Genomic DNA, 21,710 nt, shown 5'->3' with positions numbered 1-21,710 from the left:
CTGCTCTACAGGTCCAATGATGGGTGATGGGGCAGACCACTTGAGCTGGGCGGACATCTATCCCTGGACCGCGCCCGAGCCGGGGCGCCCGGTCATCCGCCAGGTCTATGACCAGGTGCGCGCCGCCATCCATGCCGGCGCCCTGAAGCCCGGCGGCCGGCTGCCGTCGAGCCGCGATTTCGCCCGGCGGCTGGGCGTGGCTCGGGCCTCGGTGGTGGCGGCCTACGACCAGCTCCTCGCCGAGGGCTATGCAGAGGGGCGCCAGGGTTCGGGCACCTATGTCTCGCGGGACCTCTCCGGCGTCCTGGACGTCAGGCCGGCCGTCGAGCCGCCGCTGCGTCCATCTTCCGCTGGCGAGCGGGTGCAACGCGTCGTCCCGCCGCTGTCGGAGCAGGCCCAGACGTTCTCCAACGGGCGGACCCTGATGGATGCTCGGGCGCTGGACGCCTGGGCCGCCTCCACGCGGCGGGCGCTGCGCAACCTTTCGCCCGAGCACTTCGGCTATTCCGACCCCGCCGGCGAACCGCGCCTGCGCGCCGCTGTCGCCGACTACCTGCGGGCGGCGCGGGGCGTGAACTGCGAACCCGATCAGGTGGTGATCACCACGGGCGCCCAGCATGCCGTCGACCTCGCCGTGCGCCTGCTTCTGAAGCCGGGCGACCGGGTCTGGCTGGAGGATCCCGGCTACGCTTCGACCTGGAGCGCCCTGACCGCGGCCGGGGCCGACGCCGTCGCCGTCCCGGTGGATCGTGCGGGCCTCGTCGTCCAGGCGGGCGTCGCGCGGGCGCCGGACGCCAGGGCGGCGTTCGTGACGCCCTCTCACCAGTATCCGCTGGGCGTGGCCCTTTCGATGGGGCGGCGGCTGGAGCTGATCGCCTGGGCGCGCCAGGCGGAGGCCTGGATCCTGGAGGACGACTACGCCTCGGAGTTCCGCTATGCCGGCGCGCCGCTCGCCTCGCTGCAGGGCCTGGATGGCGGCGAGCGGGTGATCTACGTCGGCACGCTCAACAAGGCGCTCTTTCCGGGGCTACGGCTCGGATACCTCGTGGCCCCCAGGGTTCTGGCCGAACCGTTCGCCGAACTCCGCCGCCTCGCCGACCGGCAGCCGCCGACGATCACCCAGGCGATCACGCTCGACTTCATGGAGAGCGGCCAGTTCGCGGCCCACATTCGCCGCCGCCGCCTCGCCTACAAGGCCCAGCGAGACGCCCTGGCCGAGGCCCTGGATCGGCGGCTCGGGCACATCCTGGAGCCTGACGTGCCGGACCAGGGCATGCACCTGATCGCCTACCTTCGTGATGGCCGCTCGGACGTGGAGGTCGAGGCGAAGGCGCGGGCTCGAGGGCTGGTCGCCCGTGCGATCAGCCCGCTCTTCCATGACGCGGCGGCCCGGCCGGGCCTGATGCTGGGGTTCACGGGGTTCCCGGCGAAGGCGATGGACGCGGGCGTGGCGCGCCTGGCGGCGGTGCTGGAAGCGCCCCCGGGGCCGTGAGCCGCCGGGTTTATCGCCGATCTGCACGCGTTCGTCGCATTGCGTCGGATTAACTGGCGACAGGCTCGCCCGTCCGCCAGCAATTGGCGATGCTTCGTCTTGCCCTCGCCGTCCTCTTCGCCGTGTGTATTCCTGCCGCTGTCGCGCGCGCCGACGAAGTGGACGACGTGGTCCGCCGCTACATGGCGGCCAGCCACATTCCGGGAGCGGCGGTGGCGGTGATCAAGGACGGTCGCACCGTGCGGACCTCGTCCTATGGCGTGGCCAATCTGGAATGGCCGGGGCCGGTGACCGCCGACACCCCATTCCAGATCGCTTCAGTCTCCAAGGTGTTTGGCGGGATCGTGCTGATGCGGCTCGTCGACAAGGGGCTGATCCAACTGGACGCGCCGATAGATCGCTATCTGGGCGCGGTTCCCGACGGCTGGCGACCGATCACGGTGAGGCATCTCGCCAGCCATACGTCCGGCCTCCCCGAGGGGCTGGGCATGCCCAGCAGCGCCACGCCGCAGCAGGTGCTCGAGGCGGCGAAGGGCCGGCCGCTCGCCTATACGCCCGGCGCCGAAAGTCGCTACGGCCTGACCGACTTCGTCGTGCTGACGGCGGTCATGGAGAGGGTGTCCGGCCTCACCTATGCCGAGCTGCTGAAGCGGGAAGTCATCGAGCCGCTGAAGCTGACCCGCACGGGCTTCGCCTTTGTCCGGGAGGACGGCCGGGTGCGTACCGCTGAGGTGATCCCAGGCCGCGCCTCCGTCTATGCCTGGCGGGACGGCGTCCAGAGGGACGAGTCGTACCTGTACCCCGTCTTCACCTACTCGGCCGGGGGCCTCTTCGCCTCGGTTCGAGACATCGCAACCCTGTTCACCGCCCTCGACAGCGGAGGATACCTTTCCGCCGGCAGCCTGCGGGAGCTCATGACGCCCGCGCGTCTCAACGACGGCGCCACTGCTCCCTTTGGCATCGGGTGGACAGTGGGAACCTATCGGGGCGAGCCAGTGGTGGGGCACACCGGCGGGCCGGCGCTGGCGGATATCGTCCACCTGCCCGAGCGAAGCCTGACGGTCATCAGTCTCGTCAACCAGCGGCGGTTCTATCCCCTCCTGTCGAAATCGATCGCCGACCTCAGTCTTCCCTCCACCGAGAGGACGCCGGGCATCCGTGATACCCGACCGGAGCTCACGGCCGTGTTTCGCGCCACCCTGCAGGACGCCGCGTCGGGGCGGGTGGATTCTGCGCGGTTTGGGGCCAAGGGTGCGGGCGCGATCGGGTTCCTGCAGGACTTCGGGAACGCGCTCCTTGCGGCTGTGGGGCCCATCAAGGGGGTGGAGCTGCTCGCCGAGCGTCCTGAAGGCGACGAGACCAGGCGGGTCTATCGCGTGACCTTTGAGCGGCGGGTCCAGCCCTGGGTCGCGCGAACCGCCCGCGATGGTGCGATCCTGGAGCTGCGTCCCGATGAATAGCGAGGCCGAAGAGCCCGGCGGCGCTCGTTTGGGGGAGAAGCGGTGAGCGCCGCCGGGCGTTGGCCGGGGTGTCGCGGGTGTGTGCGACCGCGGCGCCTCGGCAGTGGCCGGGATTGGGATCGGCCACCCCGGAAAGATAGGCGCGCTCGAATATCGTATCCAATCGATAGTTTTTGAAAATGGGATAGAGCAAGCCTATGTTCCGGCCGACTCCCGGAGCGCCTGCATGCTGCCAACCATCCGCCAACTCCAATACCTGAAGCTGCTCGCCGAGAACGGCGCCTTCGGCAAGGCGGCCGAGGCGGCGCACGTGACCCAACCCACGCTTTCGGCCGGCATCCAGGAGCTGGAGCGCACGCTGGGCGCGCCGGTGGTCGACCGCGCCCGCACAGGCGTGATCCTGACACCCGTCGGCGAAGAGGCCCTGCGCCGCGCGACGGTGATCCTCAACGAGGCGGAGGAGTTGGTCGAGGCGGCTAAGAACGCCGGCCAGCCGCTGACCGGACGTTTCCGGCTTGGCGTGATTCCGACGATCGCCCCGTTCCTCCTGCCCGGCGCCCTGCCGCTGCTGAAGCAGCGGTTCCCAAAGCTGCGCCTGTTCCTGCGCGAGGATCAGACCCACCGGTTGATCGCCGAACTGAAGGCCGGCCGCCTGGACGCGGCGCTGATCGCGTTGCCGTTCGACGTCGCGGGGCTGGAATGGGCCCACGTCGCGGATGACGAACTGCTGGCGGCGGTGCCGGCCGATCACCCTCTGGCGCGTCAGGCGTCCACCTCGCCGGAGGATCTGGAAGCTGAGAACATGATCCTGCTGGAGGACGGCCACTGCCTGCGCGAGCATGCCCTGTCGGCGTGCCGCCTCAATCCGCCACGTGCGGCCCAAGGCGAGGAGCCCTTCGCGGCCACCAGCCTGCCGACACTGGTGCAGATGGTGGGGTCGGGCCTGGGCGTGACCTTCCTGCCCGAAATGGCGGTCAGCGCCGGCCTCGCCAAGGCGGCGAACGTGGCCGTCCGCCCCATTGAGGCCGACCATCCCACGCGGGAGATCGTCGTGGCCTGGCGTGCGGGCTCCAACCGCAGGGCCGAGGGCCGCCTGCTGGCCGACGTCCTGAAGGACGTCTGAGGCTGTCGTTCCTGATCGTTTAGACTGTATCGAAAATTCACTTGCGGCCCGCGCGGGTTCGATATATCTGATAATTAGACATATCGAAAATAGGTCGAATTTGAATGTACAGACACTTCCACGAGGGACGTTTTCACCGGAGCCGGCATGGCTGGGGCGGGCGCATGGGGCGCCACGACGGACATGAACGCCGGGGCGGCCGGCATGGCCGGTTCTTCGGCCACGGCGACCTGCGGATCGTCCTCCTGGCGCTGCTGGAGCAGCAGTCCATGCACGGTTACGAGCTCATCAAGGCCCTGGAGGAACGCACGGGCGGCGCGTATCGGCCATCGCCGGGCGTCCTCTATCCGACGCTGGCGATGCTCGAGGACGAGGGGATGATCCGTCAGGCCGACAGCGAGGCCGGCCGCAAGAACTTCGAGATCACCGACGCCGGTCGCGCCGAGCTGGATCGGGCCCGGCCGACGGTCGAAGCCCTGCTGGAACGGATGGACGAGGCGTCCCGCCACGCCGGCCCCGGCCGTCCGCGCGTCGCCCGCGCCATGATGAACCTGGGGCTGGCGGTGAAGAACCGCATGGCCCGGCCGATGACGCCGGAGCAGCTCGATCGCATCGTCGGCATGATCGACGACACGGCGGCCGCCATCGAGCGCGCCTGACTCCAGTCCTAGAGACCCGGACCGCCTCCCCCAGGATTGGGTCCGTAGCCTCGAGCCTCCGCGTCGGCGGAGGCTCGCCTTTTGCGCGGGGTGCGGCCGAGCCCCGTTTCCACTATATGAGCCGGCCCATGGCTCGCCCGTTTCTCAAGATGAATGGCCTCAGCAACGACTTCGTCGTGGTCGAGACCCGATCCGGCCCCTTCGATCCCACGGCGGAGGAGGTGCGCGCGATCGCCAACCGCGAGAGCGGGGTCGGCTGCGACCAGCTCATCGCCCTGGACAAGGGCGACGACGGCGTCGATGCGCGCGTGCGCTTCTGGAACGCCGACGGCGAGGAAGTCGGCGCCTGCGGCAACGGCACGCGCTGCGTCGGCTGGCTGCTGATGCAGTCGACCGGCAAGGACGAGGTGGTGCTGGAAACCAAGGCTGGCCGCCTCGTCGCCACCCGCGCGGGCGAACGGCTGGTAAGCGTCGACATGGGCGAGCCCGGCCTGGCCTGGAACGAGATCCCGCTGGCCGAGGAGCACGACACCCGGGCGCTGGACGTGGCGCTCTATCACCATGCCGACCTGATGGCGCCGCCCGGCTGCGTCTCCATGGGCAATCCGCATGTCGTGTTCTTCGTCCCCGACGCCGAGCAGGCGCCCGTGACCGAGGCAGGTCCAGTGGTCGAGACGCACAAGCTGTTCCCCGAGCACGTCAACGTCGGCTTCGCCCAGGTAAAGGGTCGGGACCGCATCCGCCTGAAGGTCTGGGAGCGGGGAGCCGGTCTCACCAAGGCCTGCGGCACCGGCGCCTGTGCGGCGCTGGTGGCGGCGGCGCGGCGCGACCTCACCGGTCGCCATGCGACGCTGGAGCTGGATGGCGGCGAGCTCTTCATCGAATGGCGCCAGGACGGCCATGTGATCATGACCGGGCCGGCGGCGGTGGACTTCGCGGGCGAGCTGCCTTGAGCGACGTGAACGCCCCGCGGCCTCGCCGCTGGTGGATCGCCCTGATCCTGAACGCGATCTTCCCGCCGATCGGCTACGCCTACGCTGGAGCCTGGAAGACCGCGGTTGCGACCGTCGTGCTGCTCCTGGCCGGGACGGTGGCGGCCAACTACTGGACGCTGGCCAACCCGCCGGGCGTCTATGTCTTCGGGCAGGATGGAGTGCTGTACGGCGCGCTCGCGCTGGGCGCCTTCCTGGGCCTCCACGCCGCGGCGATCGCCAAGTCCGCGCCGGCGCGGGGCGGTCGGCCCAGCCGCCTGGCGTTGCTCTATATCCTGCCCTGGGCGGTGCTGTTCGTGGCGAACCTGCTCTACAGCGCCTACGGACCGCATCCCACCTATGTGATGAGCTCGGGCTCGATGGAGCCCACGCTTCGGCAAGGCGACATCATCATCGTCGACGGCGCCCGAGCGAACTGCGGCGGCGCCGGCGCGAAACCGGGGGACGTGGTGGTCTTCCGCCGGCCGGGAACCGCCGAGCCGCTGGTCCACCGGATCGTCGCCGGGCCGGGCCAGAGCGTGGCCATGCGCGAGAGTCTCCTGGTCGTCGACGGAAAGCCTGTGCGCCGCTGGGCGATGGGGTCTGAGACCACCCCCGATCTGGCCGTCCGGGCGACCGAGCTGGAGGAGGTGTTGCCGAATGGGGCCCGGCACACGATCTACGACCTCGGAACCGACGCCGATCTGGACAACGTGGCGCCCGTCACCGTTCCGGCGGGGGCGTGGTATATGATGGGCGATAACCGCGACAACGCCGCCGACTCCCGCACCTTCGGCGCGGTGGCCGACCGCGACGTCTGCGCGGTGGTGCGCAAGATCGTCTGGTCCAAGGACAAGTCCCGTGTCGGCCGAGAGCCCTGAGACCCTGACGCCCACCGACACCGACGACGGCGATGTCCGCATCGTCACCTTCGGTTGCCGGCTGAACGCCTATGAGAGCGAGGTCATCCGGCGGCGTGCGTCGGAGGACGGCCTGTCGGACGCCATCGTGTTCAACACCTGCGCGGTCACCAACGAGGCTGTCCGCCAGGCGCGGCAGGCGATCCGCAAGGCGCGCCGCGAGCGGCCGGGCGCGAAGCTGATCGTCACCGGCTGCGCGGCTCAGATCGACCCCGCCGCCTTCGCCGGCATGGCCGAGGTGGATCTCGTGCTCGGCAACGCGGAGAAGAGCGAGGCGGGCGCCTACAAGTCGGTCGCTTCGGTGGCGGGGGGCGGGCCCGCCCGCGTCCGCGTGAACGACATCATGAGCGTGCGCGAGACCGCCGGTCACCTGATCGACGGCCTGAAGGACCGCGCGCGGGCCTATGTGGAGGTTCAGAACGGCTGCGACCACCGCTGCACCTTCTGTATCATCCCGTACGGGCGCGGGAATTCGCGGTCGGCGGCGGCGGGTGAGGTTGTGGAGCAGGTGCGCCGGCTGGCCGCCGAAGGCTATCGCGAGGTGGTGCTGACGGGCGTCGACGTGACGAGCTGGGGCGCCGATCTCCCGGGACAGCCGACCCTTGGCCAGCTCGTGGCGCGGATCCTCAAGCTGGTCCCCGAACTGCCGCGCCTGCGCCTATCGTCCATCGATGCGGCCGAGATCGACCCCGACCTGATGCGATGCCTCGCCGAGGAGCCGCGGCTGATGCCGTATCTGCACCTCAGCCTGCAGGCCGGCGACGACATGATCCTGAAGCGGATGAAGCGCCGCCACAGCCGCGCCGACGCGCTGAAGCTGGTGCGCGAGGTCAGGGCGGCGCGGCCGGACGTGGCCTTTGGCGCCGACCTGATCGCCGGCTTCCCGACCGAGACCGACGAGATGTTCGAGAACACCCTGCGGCTCGTGGAAGAGGCGGACCTGGCGTTCCTGCACGTCTTCCCGTTCAGCCCGCGTCCCGGCACGCCCGCGGCGCGGATGCCGCCGGTGAAGCGCGATGTGGTCAAGGCCCGCGCCGCGCAACTGCGCGCGGCAGGCGAAGCGGGGCTCGCGCGGCATCTGGCCCGCCAGACGGGCCGCACCCTCAGCGCCCTGGTGGAGCGGCCGGGCGTGGCGCGCGCCGACGATTTCACCGAGATCGCCTTTACGGGCGAGGCGCCGGTGGGCGAGCTGGCCACCGTGCGGGTGAGCGGCCACGACGGCCGGCGCCTGCTGGCCGAGGTGTTGGAGACGGTGGCGGCATGAGCTGGACGGGCGGGTGTCAGTGCGGCGCTGTGCGGTTCCGCGTGGACGGCGAGTTGGGGCGGCCCAGCATCTGCCACTGCCGCATGTGCCAGAAGGCCATGGGCGGACCGTTCGGCGCCTTCGTCACGGTAAAGCGCGAAGAGACGATCTGGACCCGCGAGCCGCCGTCCCACTTCCAGAGCTCGAACAAGATCCGCCGCGGGTTCTGCCCCAAGTGCGGCACGCCGCTGACCTTCGAGAGCGAGAAGACGCTGGATATCGCGATCTTCACCTTCGACCGCGCGGTTGAGATCACGCCGACGGTGCAACTGCAGCCGCAGGCTGGACCGGCCTGGGTGCGCGACTTTTCAGGGTTGGAAGTGCTGGTGGCCCCGCCGGGCTATCTGGAAGGAATCCACTCCAACCAGCACCCGGACCACGACACCTGAGGCGTCAGTCGGCAGCCTTCAGCTCGGCGATGATGTCCTTGAGCGCGGTCTGCCAGGCCCGCGGGGAGACGCCGAAGTCGCGATTCAGCCGTGTGAGGTCCATGGTCGCCCGCAGAGGGCGCTTGGCCGGCGTCACATAGTCCGCGGTCTTCTGCGCGCCGACCTCGGGTGCGGCGTCGCCAAGAGCCTGCCGGAAGATCTCGACGGCGAAGTCGCGCCAGGTCACCTCGCCGTCATTGGCGAAGTGGACGATGCCGAAACGCCGATCTCCGGCCGGGGCCGCCGCCAGCGTCTCGGCGAGCCCCAGGATGAACCCGGCCAGGTCGGCCGCGGAGGTGGGGCGTCCTGACTGGTCGTCCACCACCTTCAGCGGGTTTCCGGCCGCGGCGACCCGCAGCATGGTCTTCACGAAGTTCTTGCCGTGCGGCGAGACCACCCACGACGTCCGGATGCTCAGCGACCGGGGATTGGCCGCCGCGACGGCCTTCTCGCCTTCCAGCTTGGTGCGGCCGTAGGTGTTGAGCGGGTTCGTCGCCGCGTCCTCGGCGTAGGGCGCGCCGCCCTCGCCGTCGAAGACATAGTCGGTGGAGACGTTGATCAACGCTGCCCCGACCTTGGCCGCCGCCGCTGCGATGGCGCCGGGCGTCGCTGCGTTCACGGCGTGGGCGGCGTCCTGTTCGCTCTCGGCCAGATCGACCGCGGTGTAGGCGGCGGCGATGACCACGACGTCGGGCCGCAGCTCCTCCACCTTCCGGGCCGCGGCGGCGGGATCGGCGAGGTCGCAGTCGCCGCGGCCGAGCGCCGTGATCGCGACGTCGTGGGCGGGCGCCTGCCGCAGGAGCTCGACGCCGAGCTGGCCGGTGGTTCCGAACTGCAGGATCTTGACGGTCATGCCCCGTGTTTAGCGGCAATCGGAGCGGCCTCAAGACGCGGCGTGCTTGAAGCCTGCACCCGCGCGCTCGTAAGAACGGTACGGCGCAGGGGGATCGGCAGTGACAGCGGCGAGCAGCGTGGCGAGGGGCGGGCCGCCCGGACGCCGGATGCCGGATCTGACCAAGGGGCCGATCGGCAGGACACTGATCCTGTTCGCCCTGCCGGTGCTGGGGACCAACATCCTGCAGTCGCTGAATGGCTCGGCCAACGCCATCTGGGTCAGCCACGTACTGGGCGAGTCGGCGCTGACCGCCACGTCCAACGCCAACCAGATCATGTTCCTGATGCTGGGGGCGGTGTTCGGCCTGTCGATGGCCTCGAACATCATGATCGGCCACGCCCTGGGCGCGCGGAACGAGGCCCAGGCCAGGCGAGTGGTGGGAACCTCCACCGCCTTCTTCATCGTCGTCTCGCTGAGCGTCGGCGTGGCGGGCGTCCTGCTGACGCCGCACGTGCTGGACGCCATGGGCACGCCGGCCGAGGCGCGGGCGGACGCGATCGCCTACCTGCGCGTGATCTTCTCTGCCATGCCGTTCATGTACTTCTTCAGCTACGTGATGATGGCCCAACGCGGGACCGGCGACAGCCGGACGCCGTTCCTGTTCTCGCTGCTGGCGGTCGGGCTGGACGTGGTGCTGAACCCCCTGCTGATCACCGGCTACGGACCGTTCCCGAAGCTTGGGATCGCGGGCTCGGCGACGGCGACCCTGCTGTCGCAGACGGTCACCCTCGCGGCGATGATCGTCCACCTCTACCGGAAGGACTCGATCCTGGTGCTCAGGCCCGGCGAGTTCCATCTGCTGAAGCCGGACTTCACGATCATCCGCGGGCTGGTCTTCCGCGGCATGCCCATGGGCTTCCAGATGATCGTCACCTCGCTGGCGGCAGTGACGATGATGGGCCTCGTGAACGGCTACGGCGTCCACACCTCGGCCGCCTACGGCGCCGCGGCCCAGCTCTGGACCTATGTGCAGATGCCCGCCATGGCCCTGGGCGCGGCGGTGTCGTCCATGTCCGCGCAGAACGTCGGCGCCGGCCACATGGACCGGGTGGAGAAGGTGGCGCGCTCGGGCGCGCTCTACGCCCTGCTGTTCACCACCCTGCCGGTGGTGGCGATCTATCTGGCCGACCCCTGGGTGCTGCGGGCCTTCCTGCCGGGCGACAGCCCGTCGCTGCCGATCGCCATCCACATCAATTCGATCGTGCTGTGGGGCTTCATCCCCTTCGGCATCGCCTTCATCTTCTCGGGCGTCGTGCGGGCGACCGGGGCGGTCTGGCCGCCGCTGCTGGCGATGATCGTGGCGCTGTGGGGCGTGCGGATTCCGCTCGCCAACCTGCTGCAGCCCCACCTGGGCGCCGACGCCATCTGGATCAGCTTCCCGATCGGCAGCGGCATGACCATGCTGCTGTCCGGCGCCTACTACCTCTGGGGCGGCTGGCGGAAGGGGCGCATCCTGCCGACCACGCCGGCCGTCACCGACGAGCCCGACACCGGCTTCGGCCAGCCCATGATCGAGGAAGCCGAAGCCCTGGCCGAGGCGGCGGAGGAAGCCGGCGAAGACGCCGAGCTCAGCCGTTCGTCTCCATCAGCGCCGAATAGACCAGGGTCCTGAGCTCGCGCCGGATCGGGTAGGTGGACGACGGCAGGAGCTGGGTCATGAACACCGCGGTGATGTCCTCCAGCGGATCGACCCAGAAAGCGGTGGACGCCGCGCCGCCCCAGTAGAATTCGCCCAGGCTGCAGGGGATCAGGGTCTGCGGCGGGTCGAAGACGACGGCGAAGCCCAGGCCGAAGCCGACGCCGGCGTTGGTGCTCTCCGAGAACAGTGAGCGGGACATCTCGGTGAGGTCCGCGCCGCCAGGAAGGTGGTTGGACGCCATCAGGTCGACGGTCTTGGGCGCGAGGATCCGCGCGCCGTCCAACTCGCCGCGGTTCAGCAGCATGTTGGCGAAGCGCATGTAGTCGGCCGCCGTGCCGACCAGGCCGCCGCCGCCCGACAGCAGCTTGGGCGGCGCGAGATAGGGGCTCTTCTGCGGGTCGTCCTGCAGCTTCATCTTGCCGCCCAGGACCGCGTCATAGCAGGCGGCGAAGCGGTTTCGCTGGTCGTCGCGGACGAAGAACCCCGTGTCCACCATGCCCAGCGGCTCGAAGATCCGCTCCCGGAGGGCGACGTCCAGCGGCTTCCCCGCCACCGTCTGAACCAGATACCCGACCACGTCGGTGGCGACCGAGTAGTTCCAGGCCTCGCCTGGCGAGAACTCCAGCGGCACGCGCGAAAGCATGTCGATCATGCTCTCGAGGTCGTGCTCCCCGTGCATCGCCTCGAGCTTGAGCTTGCGATAGGCGGCGTCGACGTTCGTTCGGTTCTGGAAGCCGTAGGTCAGGCCCGACGTGTGCCGCAGGAGGTCGACCACCTGCATCGGCCGTTCGGGGGGCGTGGTGGCGAATACAGGGTTCACCCCGGCGGAGAAGACGCCCAGGTCCTTCCACGCCGGAATGTAGCGATGGACTGGGTCGTCCAGGGCGATCTTGCCCTCCTCGACCAGCTGCATCAGCGCCACGGAGGTGACGGGCTTGGTCATGGAGTAGATGCGGAAGACGGTGTCCTCGGCGAGGGGGACGCCGCGCTCCGGATCCTGCTGGCCGAGCAGCGTCTGGTGGACCACCTCGCCGCCGCGGGCGAGCACGAACTGGGCGCAGGGCAGGCGGCCGGGGCCGACGTACTTCTCCTCCAGGAAGGCGTCGATGCGCTTCAGGCGCTCGGGGGAAAAGCCCAGTCGTTCGGCCTTGCTCATGGTCGGTCCTCGGATGATGCGGCGGGGCATTTGTCCTTGCCTTCCGCGCTGTCGCAAGGGCGAGCATGCCCATCGGGAGGATGAGGCCATGTCCACAGTGAGCTTCGAACGCGACGGCCGGATCGCGATCGTCACGATCGAGCGGCCCGAGCGGCGCAACGCCGTCGACGCGGCCACGGCCCAGGCGCTCTACGACGCCTTCAAGGCCTTCGACGCCGACGAAGGGCTGGACGTGGCGGTGCTGACCGGACGCGGCGGCTACTTCTGCGCTGGCGCGGACCTGAAGGCGATCAGCGAGGGAGGCGGCAATCCGGTGAAGGCGACCGGCGACTTCGGCCCCATGGGCTGCACGCGCCTGGCGCTGGGCAAGCCGGTGATCGCCGCGGTCGAGGGGCCGGCGGTGGCGGGCGGGCTGGAGGTGGCCTGCTGGGCCGACCTCCGCGTCGCGGCTGATGACGCCACCTTCGGGGTCTTCTGCCGGCGGTTCGGCGTGCCGCTGATCGACCTCGGCACCGTCCGCCTGCCACGGCTGATCGGGCACTCGCGGGCCATGGACCTGATCCTCACCGGCCGGCCCGTCGGTGCGCAGGAGGCGCTGGAGATCGGCCTCGCCAACCGCGTGGCGCCCAGCGGCACGGCGCTGGACGCGGCGCTGGACCTCGCCCGACAGATCGCCGCCTTCCCGCAGCTCTGCATGCGCAACGACCGGCTGTCGGCCATCGCGCAGTGGTCGCTGGACTGGGACGAGGCGCAGGCTTTCGAGATCAAGGTCGGCATGGAGACGCTGCGGTCCGGGTCATCCCGCGACGGCGCGGCGCGGTTCGCGGCGGGGCAGGGGCGCGGCGGGGCGTTCTGAATACCCCTCGCGAAGGCCTTGCGCTCGGGTTCAGGCGGCGTAACATACCCAAAATACGAAAATTGCGCCGCCGGGGAGATCCGCCATGGCCTGGGACTTCGAGACCGATCCTGAGTTCCAGAAGAAGCTGGATTGGATCGAGGACTTCATGCGCGAGGAGGTGGAGCCGCTGTCGCACCTCGGGCTGGCGGTCTATTCCTCCGAGGGTCGGCAGAAGTTCATCAAGCCGCTCCAGCAGCAGGTGAAGGACCAGGGCCTGTGGGCCTGCCACCTGGGCCCGGAGCTGGGCGGCCAGGGCTTCGGCCAGCTCAAGCTGGGCCTGATGAACGAGAAGCTGGGCCGCAACGGCCTCGCGCCCACGATCTTCGGCTGCCAGGCGCCCGACAGCGGCAACGCCGAGATCATCGCCCACTACGGGACCGAGAAGCAGAAGGAGCAGTATCTCTGGCCGCTGCTGAACGGCGACATCCGCTCGGCCTTCTCGATGAGCGAGCCGACCGGCGGGTCCGACCCGCTGACCTTCCAGACCCGGGCGGTGCTGGACGGGAACGAGTGGGTCATCAACGGCGAGAAGTGGTTCTCGACCAACGCCAAGTACGCCAAGGTCCTGGTGCTCTACGCGATCACCGACCCGGACGCGAAGGACCCCTACCGGCGCACTTCCATCTTCCTGGTCCCCACCGACACGCCCGGGGTCGAGATCGTCCGCAACGTGGCGGTCGGCGCGGGCGGCGAGATCGGCGGCGGCAACGAGGCCTACGTCCGCTATAACAACGTCCGCCTGCCGTACGACGCCCTGCTGGGCGACCGGGGCGCGGCCTTCGTCATCGCCCAGGTGCGGCTGGGCGGCGGGCGGGTGCACCACGCCATGCGCACCGTCGGCGCCTGCCGCCACGCCCTGGACCTGATGTGCAGGCGCGCGGTCAGCCGCACGACCCGCGAGGGGCGGCTCGCCGACCTGCAGATGGTGCAGGAGCAGATCGCCGACTCCTGGATCGCGGTGGAGAGCTTCCGTCTGCTGGTGCTGCGGACCGCCTGGCTGATCGACAAGCACAAGGACTACCAGAAGGTCCGCAAGGACATCGCGGCCATCAAGGTGGCGATGCCCAAGGTCTACCACGACGTGGCGACCAAGGCGGCGCACCTGCACGGGGCGCTGGGCGTCTCGAACGAGATGCCCTTCATGCACATGGTCAATTCCAGCCTGGTCATGGGCATCGCCGACGGCCCGACCGAGGTCCACAAGGTCACGCTCGCCAAGCAGATCCTGAAGGACTACCAGCCCGACAACGACCTGTTCCCCAGCTACCACATCCCGAAGCTCCGCGAGGAGGCGCAGAAGCGCTTCGCCAAGGAGCTGGGCGAAATCCGCGAGCACTACGCGGCGCGCCGGCAGGCGGAGAAGGCGTAGATTGCCCGTGGCCCCATCTTGGACTATGTAAATGGACCATATTCTGGCCTGGAGTCCCTGATGCGTGTCTCCGTCTCGGATGCGAAAGCCCAGCTCACCGAACTGGTGAAGCGCGCCGAGCGTGGCGAGGAGATCACGCTCACGCGCCGGGGGAAGGACGTGGTGACGCTGAAGCCGACCGCGGCGTCCTTCGACCCCGAGGCGCGCCGTGAGCTCATGCGGCGGATCGCCGAACAGGGGCGCGCCAAGGTGCGGGCCGGCCCCGACGCGGCGCGCGCGGCAGACTTCCTCTATGACACCGAGACGGGCCTGCCGGATTGATCTGCCTGGACAGTTCGGCGCTGCTCGCCATCGCCATGGGCGAGCCGGGCTGGGAGCGCTGCATGGATGCGATCCATGCTGAGCGGGAGCTGATCATGTCTGCGGGGACGCTCACCGAAGTCCTCATCGTGGCGGCTCGTCGCGGTCTCGAGGAGGAGGTCGAGGCGCTGCTCACCGGATTGAATCCCCAGGTCGTCGCCCTGGCCCGCGACAGCGCGACCGCCGCCGCCGCCGCCTATCGGCGATGGGGCAAGGGCCTCCATCCGGCGGGCCTGAACTATGGCGATTGTTTCGCCTATGAAGCCGCGCAGAGACACGGCTGTCCGCTGCTGTACGTAGGGGACGACTTCAGCAAGACCGACGTCGTGAGCGCCCTGTAGGCTGACGTGGCGTCCGGCGACTAGGGAAGCGCCTGAGATGACCGACTCTTCAAAAAACTGGCCCGTAATGTCCGTGGCCGAAGCGCACGCCAAGCTCACCGCCCCGGGCGCTCCGTTCGAAATCGAGGAAAAGGTGATCCGGGGCGTGACCACGCGCACCTGGAAGAACGCCCCGCCCACCCTGCGCGACGTATTTCTGAACGGGATGCGGTTCAAGGACCGGGAGTTCCTGGTCTACGAGGGCGACCGCGCCACCTTCGACAGCTTCGGCCGCGCGACCCTGACGCTGGCCCACCAGCTCATCGCCGACGGGGTGAAGAAGGGCGACCGGGTCGCCGTGATCATGCGCAACCTGCCGGAATGGCCGGTGGCGTTCTGGGCCGGGCAGCTGGTGGGCGCGATCGTCACCCCGCTGAACGCCTGGTGGACCGGCGCGGAGCTGGAGTACGGCCTGGCCGATTCCGGGACCAAGGTGGCCATCGTCGACGACGAGCGCCTGGGCCGCATCGCCGAGTTCCTGGGCAAGCTGCCCGACCTCCAGAAGGTCTACGTCACCCGCCACGCGGGGCCCGAGCTGCCGGCCACGGTCCACCGCGTGGAGGACGTGATCGGGACGGTGAATTCGTGGAGCGGCCTGCCCGAGCTGGCGCTGCCCGACGTGCCGCTGGAGCCGGAGGACGACGCCACCATCCTCTACACCTCGGGCACGACCGGCCGGCCCAAGGGCGCGCTGGGCACCCACCGCAACATGACCTCGAACATCGGGGCAGGCGGCATTTCGGCGGCGCGGAACTTCCTGCGCGCGGGCGAGCCGCTGCCCGAGCTTGACGCGACCAAGCTGCCCCAGCGCTGCACCCTGCTGGTGGTGCCGATGTTCCACGCCACGGGCCTGTCGGCGACCATCGGCCCAACGCTGAACTCGGGCGGCAAGCTGGTGCTGATGCGCCGCTGGGACGCCGAGCCGGCCATGAAGCTCATCCAGGACGAGAAGGTGAGCTCCACGGGGGGCGTGCCGACCATCGCCTGGCAGCTCATCGAGCACCCCGCCCGGAGCAAGTACGACCTGTCGTCGCTGATGGCGGTGACCTACGGCGGCGCGCCGTCGGCGCCCGAGCTGGTGCGGCGGATCTCCGAGACCTTCCCGGGCAGCCAGCCGGGCAACGGCTGGGGCATGACCGAGACCACCGCCACCTTCACCAGCCACATGGGCAAGGACTACGAGAACCGGCCCGAAAGCGCCGGCCCGGCGGCGCCGGTGGGCGAGATGCAGATCCGCGACCCCGCGGACGGCAAGACGGTGCTGGCGACGAACGCGGTCGGAGAGCTGTGGGTGAAGGGCCCGCAGGTGGTGAAGCTCTACTGGAACAAGCCCGAGGCCACGGCCGAGACCTTCCAGGACGGATGGCTCAGGACCGGCGACCTGGCGCGCATCGACGAGGAGGGCTTCCTCTTCATCATCGACCGGGCCAAGGACATGCTGATCCGCGGCGGCGAGAACATCTACTGCGTGGAGGTGGAGAACGTCCTCTACGACCACCCGGACGTGATGGACGCCGCCATCGTCGGCATCCCGCACAAGACCCTGGGCGAGGAGCCGGGCGCGGTGGTGCACCTGAAGCCCGGCGGCACGGCCGACGAGGCCGAGCTGCGCCAGTTCGTCCGCGAGCGGCTGGCGGCGTTCAAGGTGCCGGTGAAGGTCGCCTTCTGGCCCGAGACCCTGCCGCGCAACGCGAACGGGAAGATCCTGAAGACCGAGCTGAAGAAGGTCTTCGCGGAAGGGTAGGGGGCGGAGGCGCCCGCTTTCCGCAAACCCGGCGGTGGGTCCTGGCTGAAGGTGGAACGAAAGCGGCGGGACCTCCGTCGCCCCCCTTGCCTTTGCGGGAACTGGCGTTCCGGCGGCGGGGGGCCTAGAGGTCTCCTCATGAGCAAGCGGCCCCTTATCGTCGGGATCGGCGGGACCATCCGGGAAGGTTCGTCTTCCGAGCGGGCGTTGATGTGCGCGCTGAGGCGGGCCGAGGAGCTGGGCTGCGAGACGCGGCTGCTGGGCGGGGCGTTCCTGGGGGGCTTGCCGATCTTCGATCCGCGGCCGGCGGACACCACCGACGCCCAGCGGGAGCTGGCGGACGCCGTCCGGGCGGCGGACGGGGTGATCGTCGCCAGCCCCGGCTACCACGGCTCGATTTCCGGGGTGATCAAGAACGCGCTGGATACGCTGGAGCTGACGCGCGGCGATGCGTCGCCCTATCTCTCGCACAAGCCGGTGGGCACCATCATCACCGCCGACGGCTGGCAGGCCGCCGGCACGACCTTGATGGCGCTCAGGGCCATCATACATGCGCTCAGGGGCTGGCCGACGCCGTTCGGCGCCGCCCTCAACGCCGGCGCAGGCCTCTTCGACGAGGCCGGCGCCTGCAGGGACCAGAAGGACGCCTGGCAGCTTTCCACCGTCGCCGAGCAGGTGGTGGAGTTCGCCAAGATGAGGGCGGCCCAAGACAAGGCGATACCGCAATGAAGCGCCCCTACCTCGTTCCGCCGTCCGGTTCCGAGCCCGACAACGTGTCGGGTGCGATCAGCCCGATCGAGGACATCATCGAGGACGCCCGCAACGGGCGGCCCTACATCCTGGTGGACGCCGAGGACCGCGAGAACGAGGGCGACGTGATCATCCCGGCGCAGTTCGCGACGCCGGAACAGATCAACTTCATGGCCAAGCACGCGCGCGGTCTGATCTGCCTGTCGATCACGGCCGAGCGGGCCCGCCAGCTTCGCTTGCCGCCCATGGCCACGGACAACCAGTCGGGCCACGGCACCGCCTTCACCGTCTCGATCGAGGCGCGCGAGGGGGTTACGACGGGCATCTCGGCCCACGACCGGGCGCACACCATCGCGGTGGCGGTGGACCCGACCAAGGGCGTGGACGACGTCGTCTCGCCGGGCCACGTCTTCCCGCTGGTGGCCAAGGACGGCGGCGTGCTGGTGCGCGCCGGCCATACCGAGGCGGCGGTCGACATCAGCCGCATGGCGGGCCTGAACCCGGCCGGCGTGATCTGCGAGATCATGAAGGACGACGGCTCGATGGCCCGGCTTCCGGACCTGGTCGCCTTCGCCCAGCTTCACGGCCTCAAGATCGGCACCATCGCCGACCTGATCGCCTACCGCCGCCGAACCGAGCGGCAGGTGGAGCGGGTGCTGGAGACGCCGTTCGAGAGCGCCTTCGGCGGCAAGTTCCGGATGGTGATCTACCGCAACGTGCTGGACCAGACCGAGCACGTGGTGCTGACCAAGGGACGGATCGACCCCGACAAGCCGACCCTGGTGCGGATGCATCGGGTGGACCTGGCCACCGACCTGCTGGGCGCGGTGGAAGCGCGGCAGGACTATGTGCCCAAGGCGCTGAAGGCGCTCTCGGCCTACGACGGGGCCGGGGTGGCGGTGTTCATCCGCGACTCCAATCCGCACTGGCTGTCGGAGCGGTACGGCCAGCCGCAGGCCGACCACTCGCACAACGTCCTGCGCGACTACGGCATCGGCGCCCAGATCCTGCTGGATCTCGGCGTGCGTGACATGATGCTGCTGACCAGCTCCCAGACGGTGCTGCCGGCCTCCGCGGGCTATGGGCTGAAGATCGTCGGGCGGATGCCCCTGGAATAGCGGCCAGAGAAAAGGGCGGTCCCGACCGGAACCGCCCTTCCCGCATCTGACCTCGCGGTCCGCTACTTCTTCAGCATCTTGCGGATCTCGTCCTGGGTGGCGTTCACGCTCGCCGAGCCGTCGGCCACCGCCAGGGCGGACGTGTCCACCGCGAAGGTGTCGGCGCCCATCTTGATGGTGGCGGTCTTCTTGCCGTCGGCGCCGGTCTTGACCTCGGTCACCTGACCGATAGTCGCGCCGCTCTTGTCCTTCACCGACATGCCCATGCTGACGCTGGTGTCCGCAGCGGTTCCCGTCGTGGCGCCCGGGGCGGCCGCGTCGTCGTCAGCGGACGAAGACGGAGGCGTGGCCGGGGTGGCGCCCGTCGAGGGCGTCGCGGCGGTCGTACCGGGTTCCGCCGGCGTGGCCCGGGTCGCCGGAGTCGCTGGCTTGGCGCCGGGCGCGTCGGCCGGCTTCTGCGCCAGGGCCGGAGCGGCCGAGAGGGCCAGGGCCGCAGCGGCGGCGAAGGCGAGTTTCTTGCTCATAGGCACGTATTCCTTTTCGGGATCCCCCATGCCCTGCCCGAGCGTCAACCATCGGGGCGCCCGACTTGTTCCGCCCGTTGTCCCTGCGGCCTCGCCTCTATAGGTTGGCCCCCTTTCCGGAATTGGCCCCAGGGGCGGGGCAGGAGCACCATGGATCAGGTCGAGAAACGCACCTTCACCGATGAGGAGGCGCTGAGCTTCCATCGCTATCCCACGCCCGGGAAGATCGGCGTGACGGCGACCAAGCCCATGGGCACCCAGCGCGACCTCAGCCTCGCCTACTCGCCGGGCGTGGCGGTGCCGGTCCTGGCCATCGCGAAGGACCCGGATACGGTCTACGACTACACGTCCAAGGGCAACCTGGTGGCGGTGATCTCCAACGGCACGGCCATCCTGGGCCTGGGCAACCTGGGCCCGCTGGCCTCCAAGCCGGTGATGGAGGGCAAGGGGGTCCTGTTCAAGCGCTTCGCCGACGTCGACGCCATCGACATCGAGATGACGGCCACCGACCCCGACGAGATCATCACGGTGGTCAAGAACATCGGCGTCACCTTCGGCGGCATCAATCTGGAAGACATCCGCAGCCCCGACTGCTTCCGGATCGAGACCGAGCTGCAGGAACTGCTCGACATCCCCGTGTTCCACGACGACCAGCACGGCACCGCGATCATCACCGCGGCGGGCCTGATCAACGCCTGCGAGATCACCGGCCGGAAGATCGACGAGGTGAAGGTGGTGCTGAACGGCCCGGGCGCGGCCGGCATCGCCACCCTGGGCCTGATCAAGGCCATGGGCGTGCGGCATGAGAACGTCATCGCCGTCGACCGCAAGGGCGTGCTCTACCGCGGCCGCGGCGAGGACATGAACCAGTGGAAGTCGGCCCACGCCGTCGACACCGACAAGCGCACGCTGGCCGAAGCCATCGAGGGCGCGGACGTGTTCATCGGCGTGTCGGCCAAGGGCGCCCTGACCCAGGAGCACGTGAAGATGATGGCGCCGCAGCCGATCATCTTCGCCATGGCGAACCCCGACCCGGAGATCACGCCGGAAGAGGTGCACGCGGTCCGCCCCGACGCCATCGTCGCCACCGGGCGCAGCGACTATCCGAACCAGGTCAACAACGTGCTGGCCTTCCCCTACCTGTTCCGGGGCGCGCTCGACGTGCGGGCGCGGCGCGTGAACATGGAGATGAAGATCGCCTGCGCCCGCGCCCTGGCGCAGCTCGCCCGCGAGGACGTGCCGGACGAGGTGATCGCCGCCTACCACGGCGCGCCGATGAAGTTCGGCCCGAACTACATCATCCCGACCCCGTTCGACCCGCGGCTCTTGTCCTACATCCCGCCCTTCATCGCCCAGACGGCGATGGACACGGGCGTCGCGCGCAAGCCGATCGAGGACATGGAGGCCTATCGCGCCTCCCTGGCCCAGCGGCTGGATCCCACCGCGGCCTTCCTGCAGAAGCTGCAGGGCGCGGTGCTGTCGGCGCCGGAGAAGAAGATCGTGTTCGCCGAGGGCGAGGAGCCCAGCGTCATCCGCGCCGCTTACGCCTTCCAGACGCAGGGGCTGGGCAAGGCGATCCTCGTCGGCCGCGAGGATCTGGTGCACGAGAACATGCGCGCCGCGGGGATCGACCCGGCCGAGGCGGGCCTGGAGATCCTCAACGCCCGCCTCTCGCAATGGAACGAGGCGTCGGTGGACTTCCTCTATGGACGCCTGCAGCGCGAAGGCTACCTGCGCCGCGACGTCCAGCGCCTCATCAACCAGGACCGCAACGCCTTCGGCGCGACGCTTGTGGCGCTGGGGCATGCCGACGGGCTTGTCACCGGCGTGACGCGCAACTTCGACCAGGTGCTGGAAGAGGTGCTGAACGTCATCGACCCCGCGCCCGACGGCCGGGTGATCGGGATGAGCGTGGTGATGGCCAAGGGCCACACCATCTTCGTGGCCGACACAAACGTCACCGAGATGCCCGAGGCCGAGGAACTGGTGGAGATCGCCATCGAGGCGGCCCGCGCGGTGAAGACCCTGGGCTTCGAGCCCCGCGTGGCGTTCATGAGCTACTCCACCTTCGGCAATCCGATGGGCGAGCGGTCCGACCGCATCCGCGACGCGGTGGCGATGCTGGACGAGATGGACGGCATCCACTTCGAATACGAGGGGGAGATGCCGCCCGGCCTGGCGCTGGAGCCGGAGAGCCGCGGCGCCTATCCGTTCATGCGCCTCACCGGTCCGGCCAATGTGCTGATCATGCCGGCGATCCACTCGGCGGCGATCTCGACCCAGCTCGTGAAGTCCCTGGGCGGGGCCGAGGTGCTGGGCCCGATCCTGCTGGGCCTGTCGAAGCCGGTGCAGATCTGCCCGCTGGGCGCCTCGGTCTCGAAGATCCTCAACCACGCCACCGTCTGCGCCTACGAGCGGGCGCTCGTGGAGGTCGAGGACTGATGCGGGGCGCGCTGAGCCAGCAAGCCTAGGTCGCGCCGCCGCACGGGGAGCGGGCGATCCGTCGCCTCTCCCCGGCAAA

The 21,710-nt window shown here is 69.5% G+C and carries 20 protein-coding genes; 17 read left to right on the top strand and 3 right to left on the bottom strand.

Annotated features, from left to right (window positions below; genetic code table 11):
• Window positions 1–40: 40 nt before the first annotated feature.
• The 8 genes from pdxR (at window position 41) to DJ019_RS16610 (ending at window position 8,317) form a co-directional block, all read left to right on the top strand.
• Complete coding sequence (gene pdxR, locus DJ019_RS16645) at window positions 41–1,492, top strand: MocR-like pyridoxine biosynthesis transcription factor PdxR (RefSeq protein ID WP_205854190.1); 1,452 nt, start codon at window positions 41–43, stop codon at window positions 1,490–1,492.
• An 89-nt stretch (window positions 1,493–1,581) separates the two neighbouring features.
• On the top strand, window positions 1,582–2,952 hold the full coding sequence (locus DJ019_RS16640; RefSeq protein WP_111277194.1) for a serine hydrolase domain-containing protein: 1,371 nt from the start codon (window positions 1,582–1,584) through the stop codon (window positions 2,950–2,952).
• Window positions 2,953–3,178: 226 nt separating this feature from the next.
• A complete protein-coding gene (locus DJ019_RS16635) occupies window positions 3,179–4,075 on the top strand; it encodes a hydrogen peroxide-inducible genes activator (protein ID WP_111277193.1) in 897 nt (298 codons plus the stop codon).
• A gap of 164 nt (window positions 4,076–4,239) precedes the next feature.
• Entirely contained in the window at window positions 4,240–4,734 is a 495-nt protein-coding gene (locus DJ019_RS16630) for a PadR family transcriptional regulator (protein WP_240606520.1), read from the top strand.
• 128 nt (window positions 4,735–4,862) lie between these two features.
• A complete protein-coding gene (gene dapF, locus DJ019_RS16625; protein WP_165844048.1) occupies window positions 4,863–5,687 on the top strand; it encodes a diaminopimelate epimerase in 825 nt (274 codons plus the stop codon).
• Between the two features lie 5 nt (window positions 5,688–5,692).
• A complete protein-coding gene (gene lepB / locus DJ019_RS16620; RefSeq protein WP_240606525.1) occupies window positions 5,693–6,586 on the top strand; it encodes a signal peptidase I in 894 nt (297 codons plus the stop codon).
• Window positions 6,567–7,889 carry a tRNA (N(6)-L-threonylcarbamoyladenosine(37)-C(2))-methylthiotransferase MtaB gene (gene mtaB, locus DJ019_RS16615; RefSeq protein ID WP_111277189.1) on the top strand — a complete coding sequence of 441 codons (1,323 nt, stop codon included), beginning with the start codon at window positions 6,567–6,569 and terminating at the stop codon, window positions 7,887–7,889. Before lepB ends, mtaB begins: the two co-directional genes overlap by 20 nt.
• Entirely contained in the window at window positions 7,886–8,317 is a 432-nt protein-coding gene (locus DJ019_RS16610; RefSeq protein WP_111277188.1) for a GFA family protein, read from the top strand. Before mtaB ends, DJ019_RS16610 begins: the two co-directional genes overlap by 4 nt.
• A gap of 4 nt (window positions 8,318–8,321) precedes the next feature.
• Here DJ019_RS16610 and rfbD read toward each other — a convergent pair whose 3' ends face one another.
• The gene (gene rfbD / locus DJ019_RS16605) at window positions 8,322–9,209 is read right to left on the bottom strand and encodes a dTDP-4-dehydrorhamnose reductase (protein ID WP_111277187.1); all 888 of its coding nucleotides are present in this window, start codon (window positions 9,207–9,209) and stop codon (window positions 8,322–8,324) included.
• 148 nt (window positions 9,210–9,357) lie between these two features.
• On the opposite strand from rfbD, the gene DJ019_RS16600 reads away from it, so the two are divergent.
• Window positions 9,358–10,863 carry an MATE family efflux transporter gene (locus DJ019_RS16600; protein ID WP_111277186.1) on the top strand — a complete coding sequence of 502 codons (1,506 nt, stop codon included), beginning with the start codon at window positions 9,358–9,360 and terminating at the stop codon, window positions 10,861–10,863.
• On the opposite strand, the gene DJ019_RS16595 is transcribed toward DJ019_RS16600, so the two are convergent.
• Window positions 10,820–12,046, bottom strand: coding sequence for a serine hydrolase domain-containing protein (locus DJ019_RS16595; RefSeq protein WP_111277270.1), 1,227 nt, complete (start codon window positions 12,044–12,046; stop codon window positions 10,820–10,822). The two genes, DJ019_RS16600 and DJ019_RS16595, sit on opposite strands and share 44 nt — an antisense overlap.
• A gap of 88 nt (window positions 12,047–12,134) precedes the next feature.
• On the opposite strand from DJ019_RS16595, the gene DJ019_RS16590 reads away from it, so the two are divergent.
• From DJ019_RS16590 to ribB, 7 genes are all read left to right on the top strand, one after another.
• Window positions 12,135–12,902 carry a crotonase/enoyl-CoA hydratase family protein gene (locus DJ019_RS16590; protein WP_111277185.1) on the top strand — a complete coding sequence of 256 codons (768 nt, stop codon included), beginning with the start codon at window positions 12,135–12,137 and terminating at the stop codon, window positions 12,900–12,902.
• A gap of 85 nt (window positions 12,903–12,987) precedes the next feature.
• Window positions 12,988–14,313, top strand: a complete 1,326-nt coding sequence (locus DJ019_RS16585) for an acyl-CoA dehydrogenase family protein (RefSeq protein ID WP_111277184.1) — start codon at window positions 12,988–12,990, stop codon at window positions 14,311–14,313.
• Between the two features lie 60 nt (window positions 14,314–14,373).
• Complete coding sequence (locus tag DJ019_RS16580; protein WP_111277183.1) at window positions 14,374–14,634, top strand: type II toxin-antitoxin system Phd/YefM family antitoxin; 261 nt, start codon at window positions 14,374–14,376, stop codon at window positions 14,632–14,634.
• The gene (locus DJ019_RS16575; RefSeq protein WP_111277182.1) at window positions 14,631–15,014 is read left to right on the top strand and encodes a type II toxin-antitoxin system VapC family toxin; all 384 of its coding nucleotides are present in this window, start codon (window positions 14,631–14,633) and stop codon (window positions 15,012–15,014) included. Before DJ019_RS16580 ends, DJ019_RS16575 begins: the two co-directional genes overlap by 4 nt.
• A gap of 67 nt (window positions 15,015–15,081) precedes the next feature.
• Entirely contained in the window at window positions 15,082–16,797 is a 1,716-nt protein-coding gene (locus tag DJ019_RS16570) for a class I adenylate-forming enzyme family protein (protein WP_240606519.1), read from the top strand.
• Between the two features lie 138 nt (window positions 16,798–16,935).
• Window positions 16,936–17,526, top strand: a complete 591-nt coding sequence (locus DJ019_RS16565) for an NADPH-dependent FMN reductase (protein ID WP_111277180.1) — start codon at window positions 16,936–16,938, stop codon at window positions 17,524–17,526.
• Complete coding sequence (ribB, locus tag DJ019_RS16560; protein ID WP_111277179.1) at window positions 17,523–18,665, top strand: 3,4-dihydroxy-2-butanone-4-phosphate synthase; 1,143 nt, start codon at window positions 17,523–17,525, stop codon at window positions 18,663–18,665. Before DJ019_RS16565 ends, ribB begins: the two co-directional genes overlap by 4 nt.
• Window positions 18,666–18,727: 62 nt before the next feature.
• On the opposite strand, the gene DJ019_RS16555 is transcribed toward ribB, so the two are convergent.
• The gene (locus DJ019_RS16555; protein WP_111277178.1) at window positions 18,728–19,189 is read right to left on the bottom strand and encodes a hypothetical protein; all 462 of its coding nucleotides are present in this window, start codon (window positions 19,187–19,189) and stop codon (window positions 18,728–18,730) included.
• A gap of 150 nt (window positions 19,190–19,339) precedes the next feature.
• Between DJ019_RS16555 and DJ019_RS16550 the strand changes: the two genes are divergently transcribed.
• Window positions 19,340–21,631, top strand: a complete 2,292-nt coding sequence (locus tag DJ019_RS16550) for an NADP-dependent malic enzyme (protein ID WP_111277177.1) — start codon at window positions 19,340–19,342, stop codon at window positions 21,629–21,631.
• Window positions 21,632–21,710 lie beyond the last annotated feature (79 nt).

The organism is Phenylobacterium kunshanense (assembly GCF_003254525.1).
Lineage (GTDB): Bacteria > Pseudomonadota > Alphaproteobacteria > Caulobacterales > Caulobacteraceae > Phenylobacterium > Phenylobacterium kunshanense.
The sequence above is the reverse complement of the archived record's forward strand: the minus strand, read 5'-3'. Positions and strand labels throughout refer to the sequence as shown.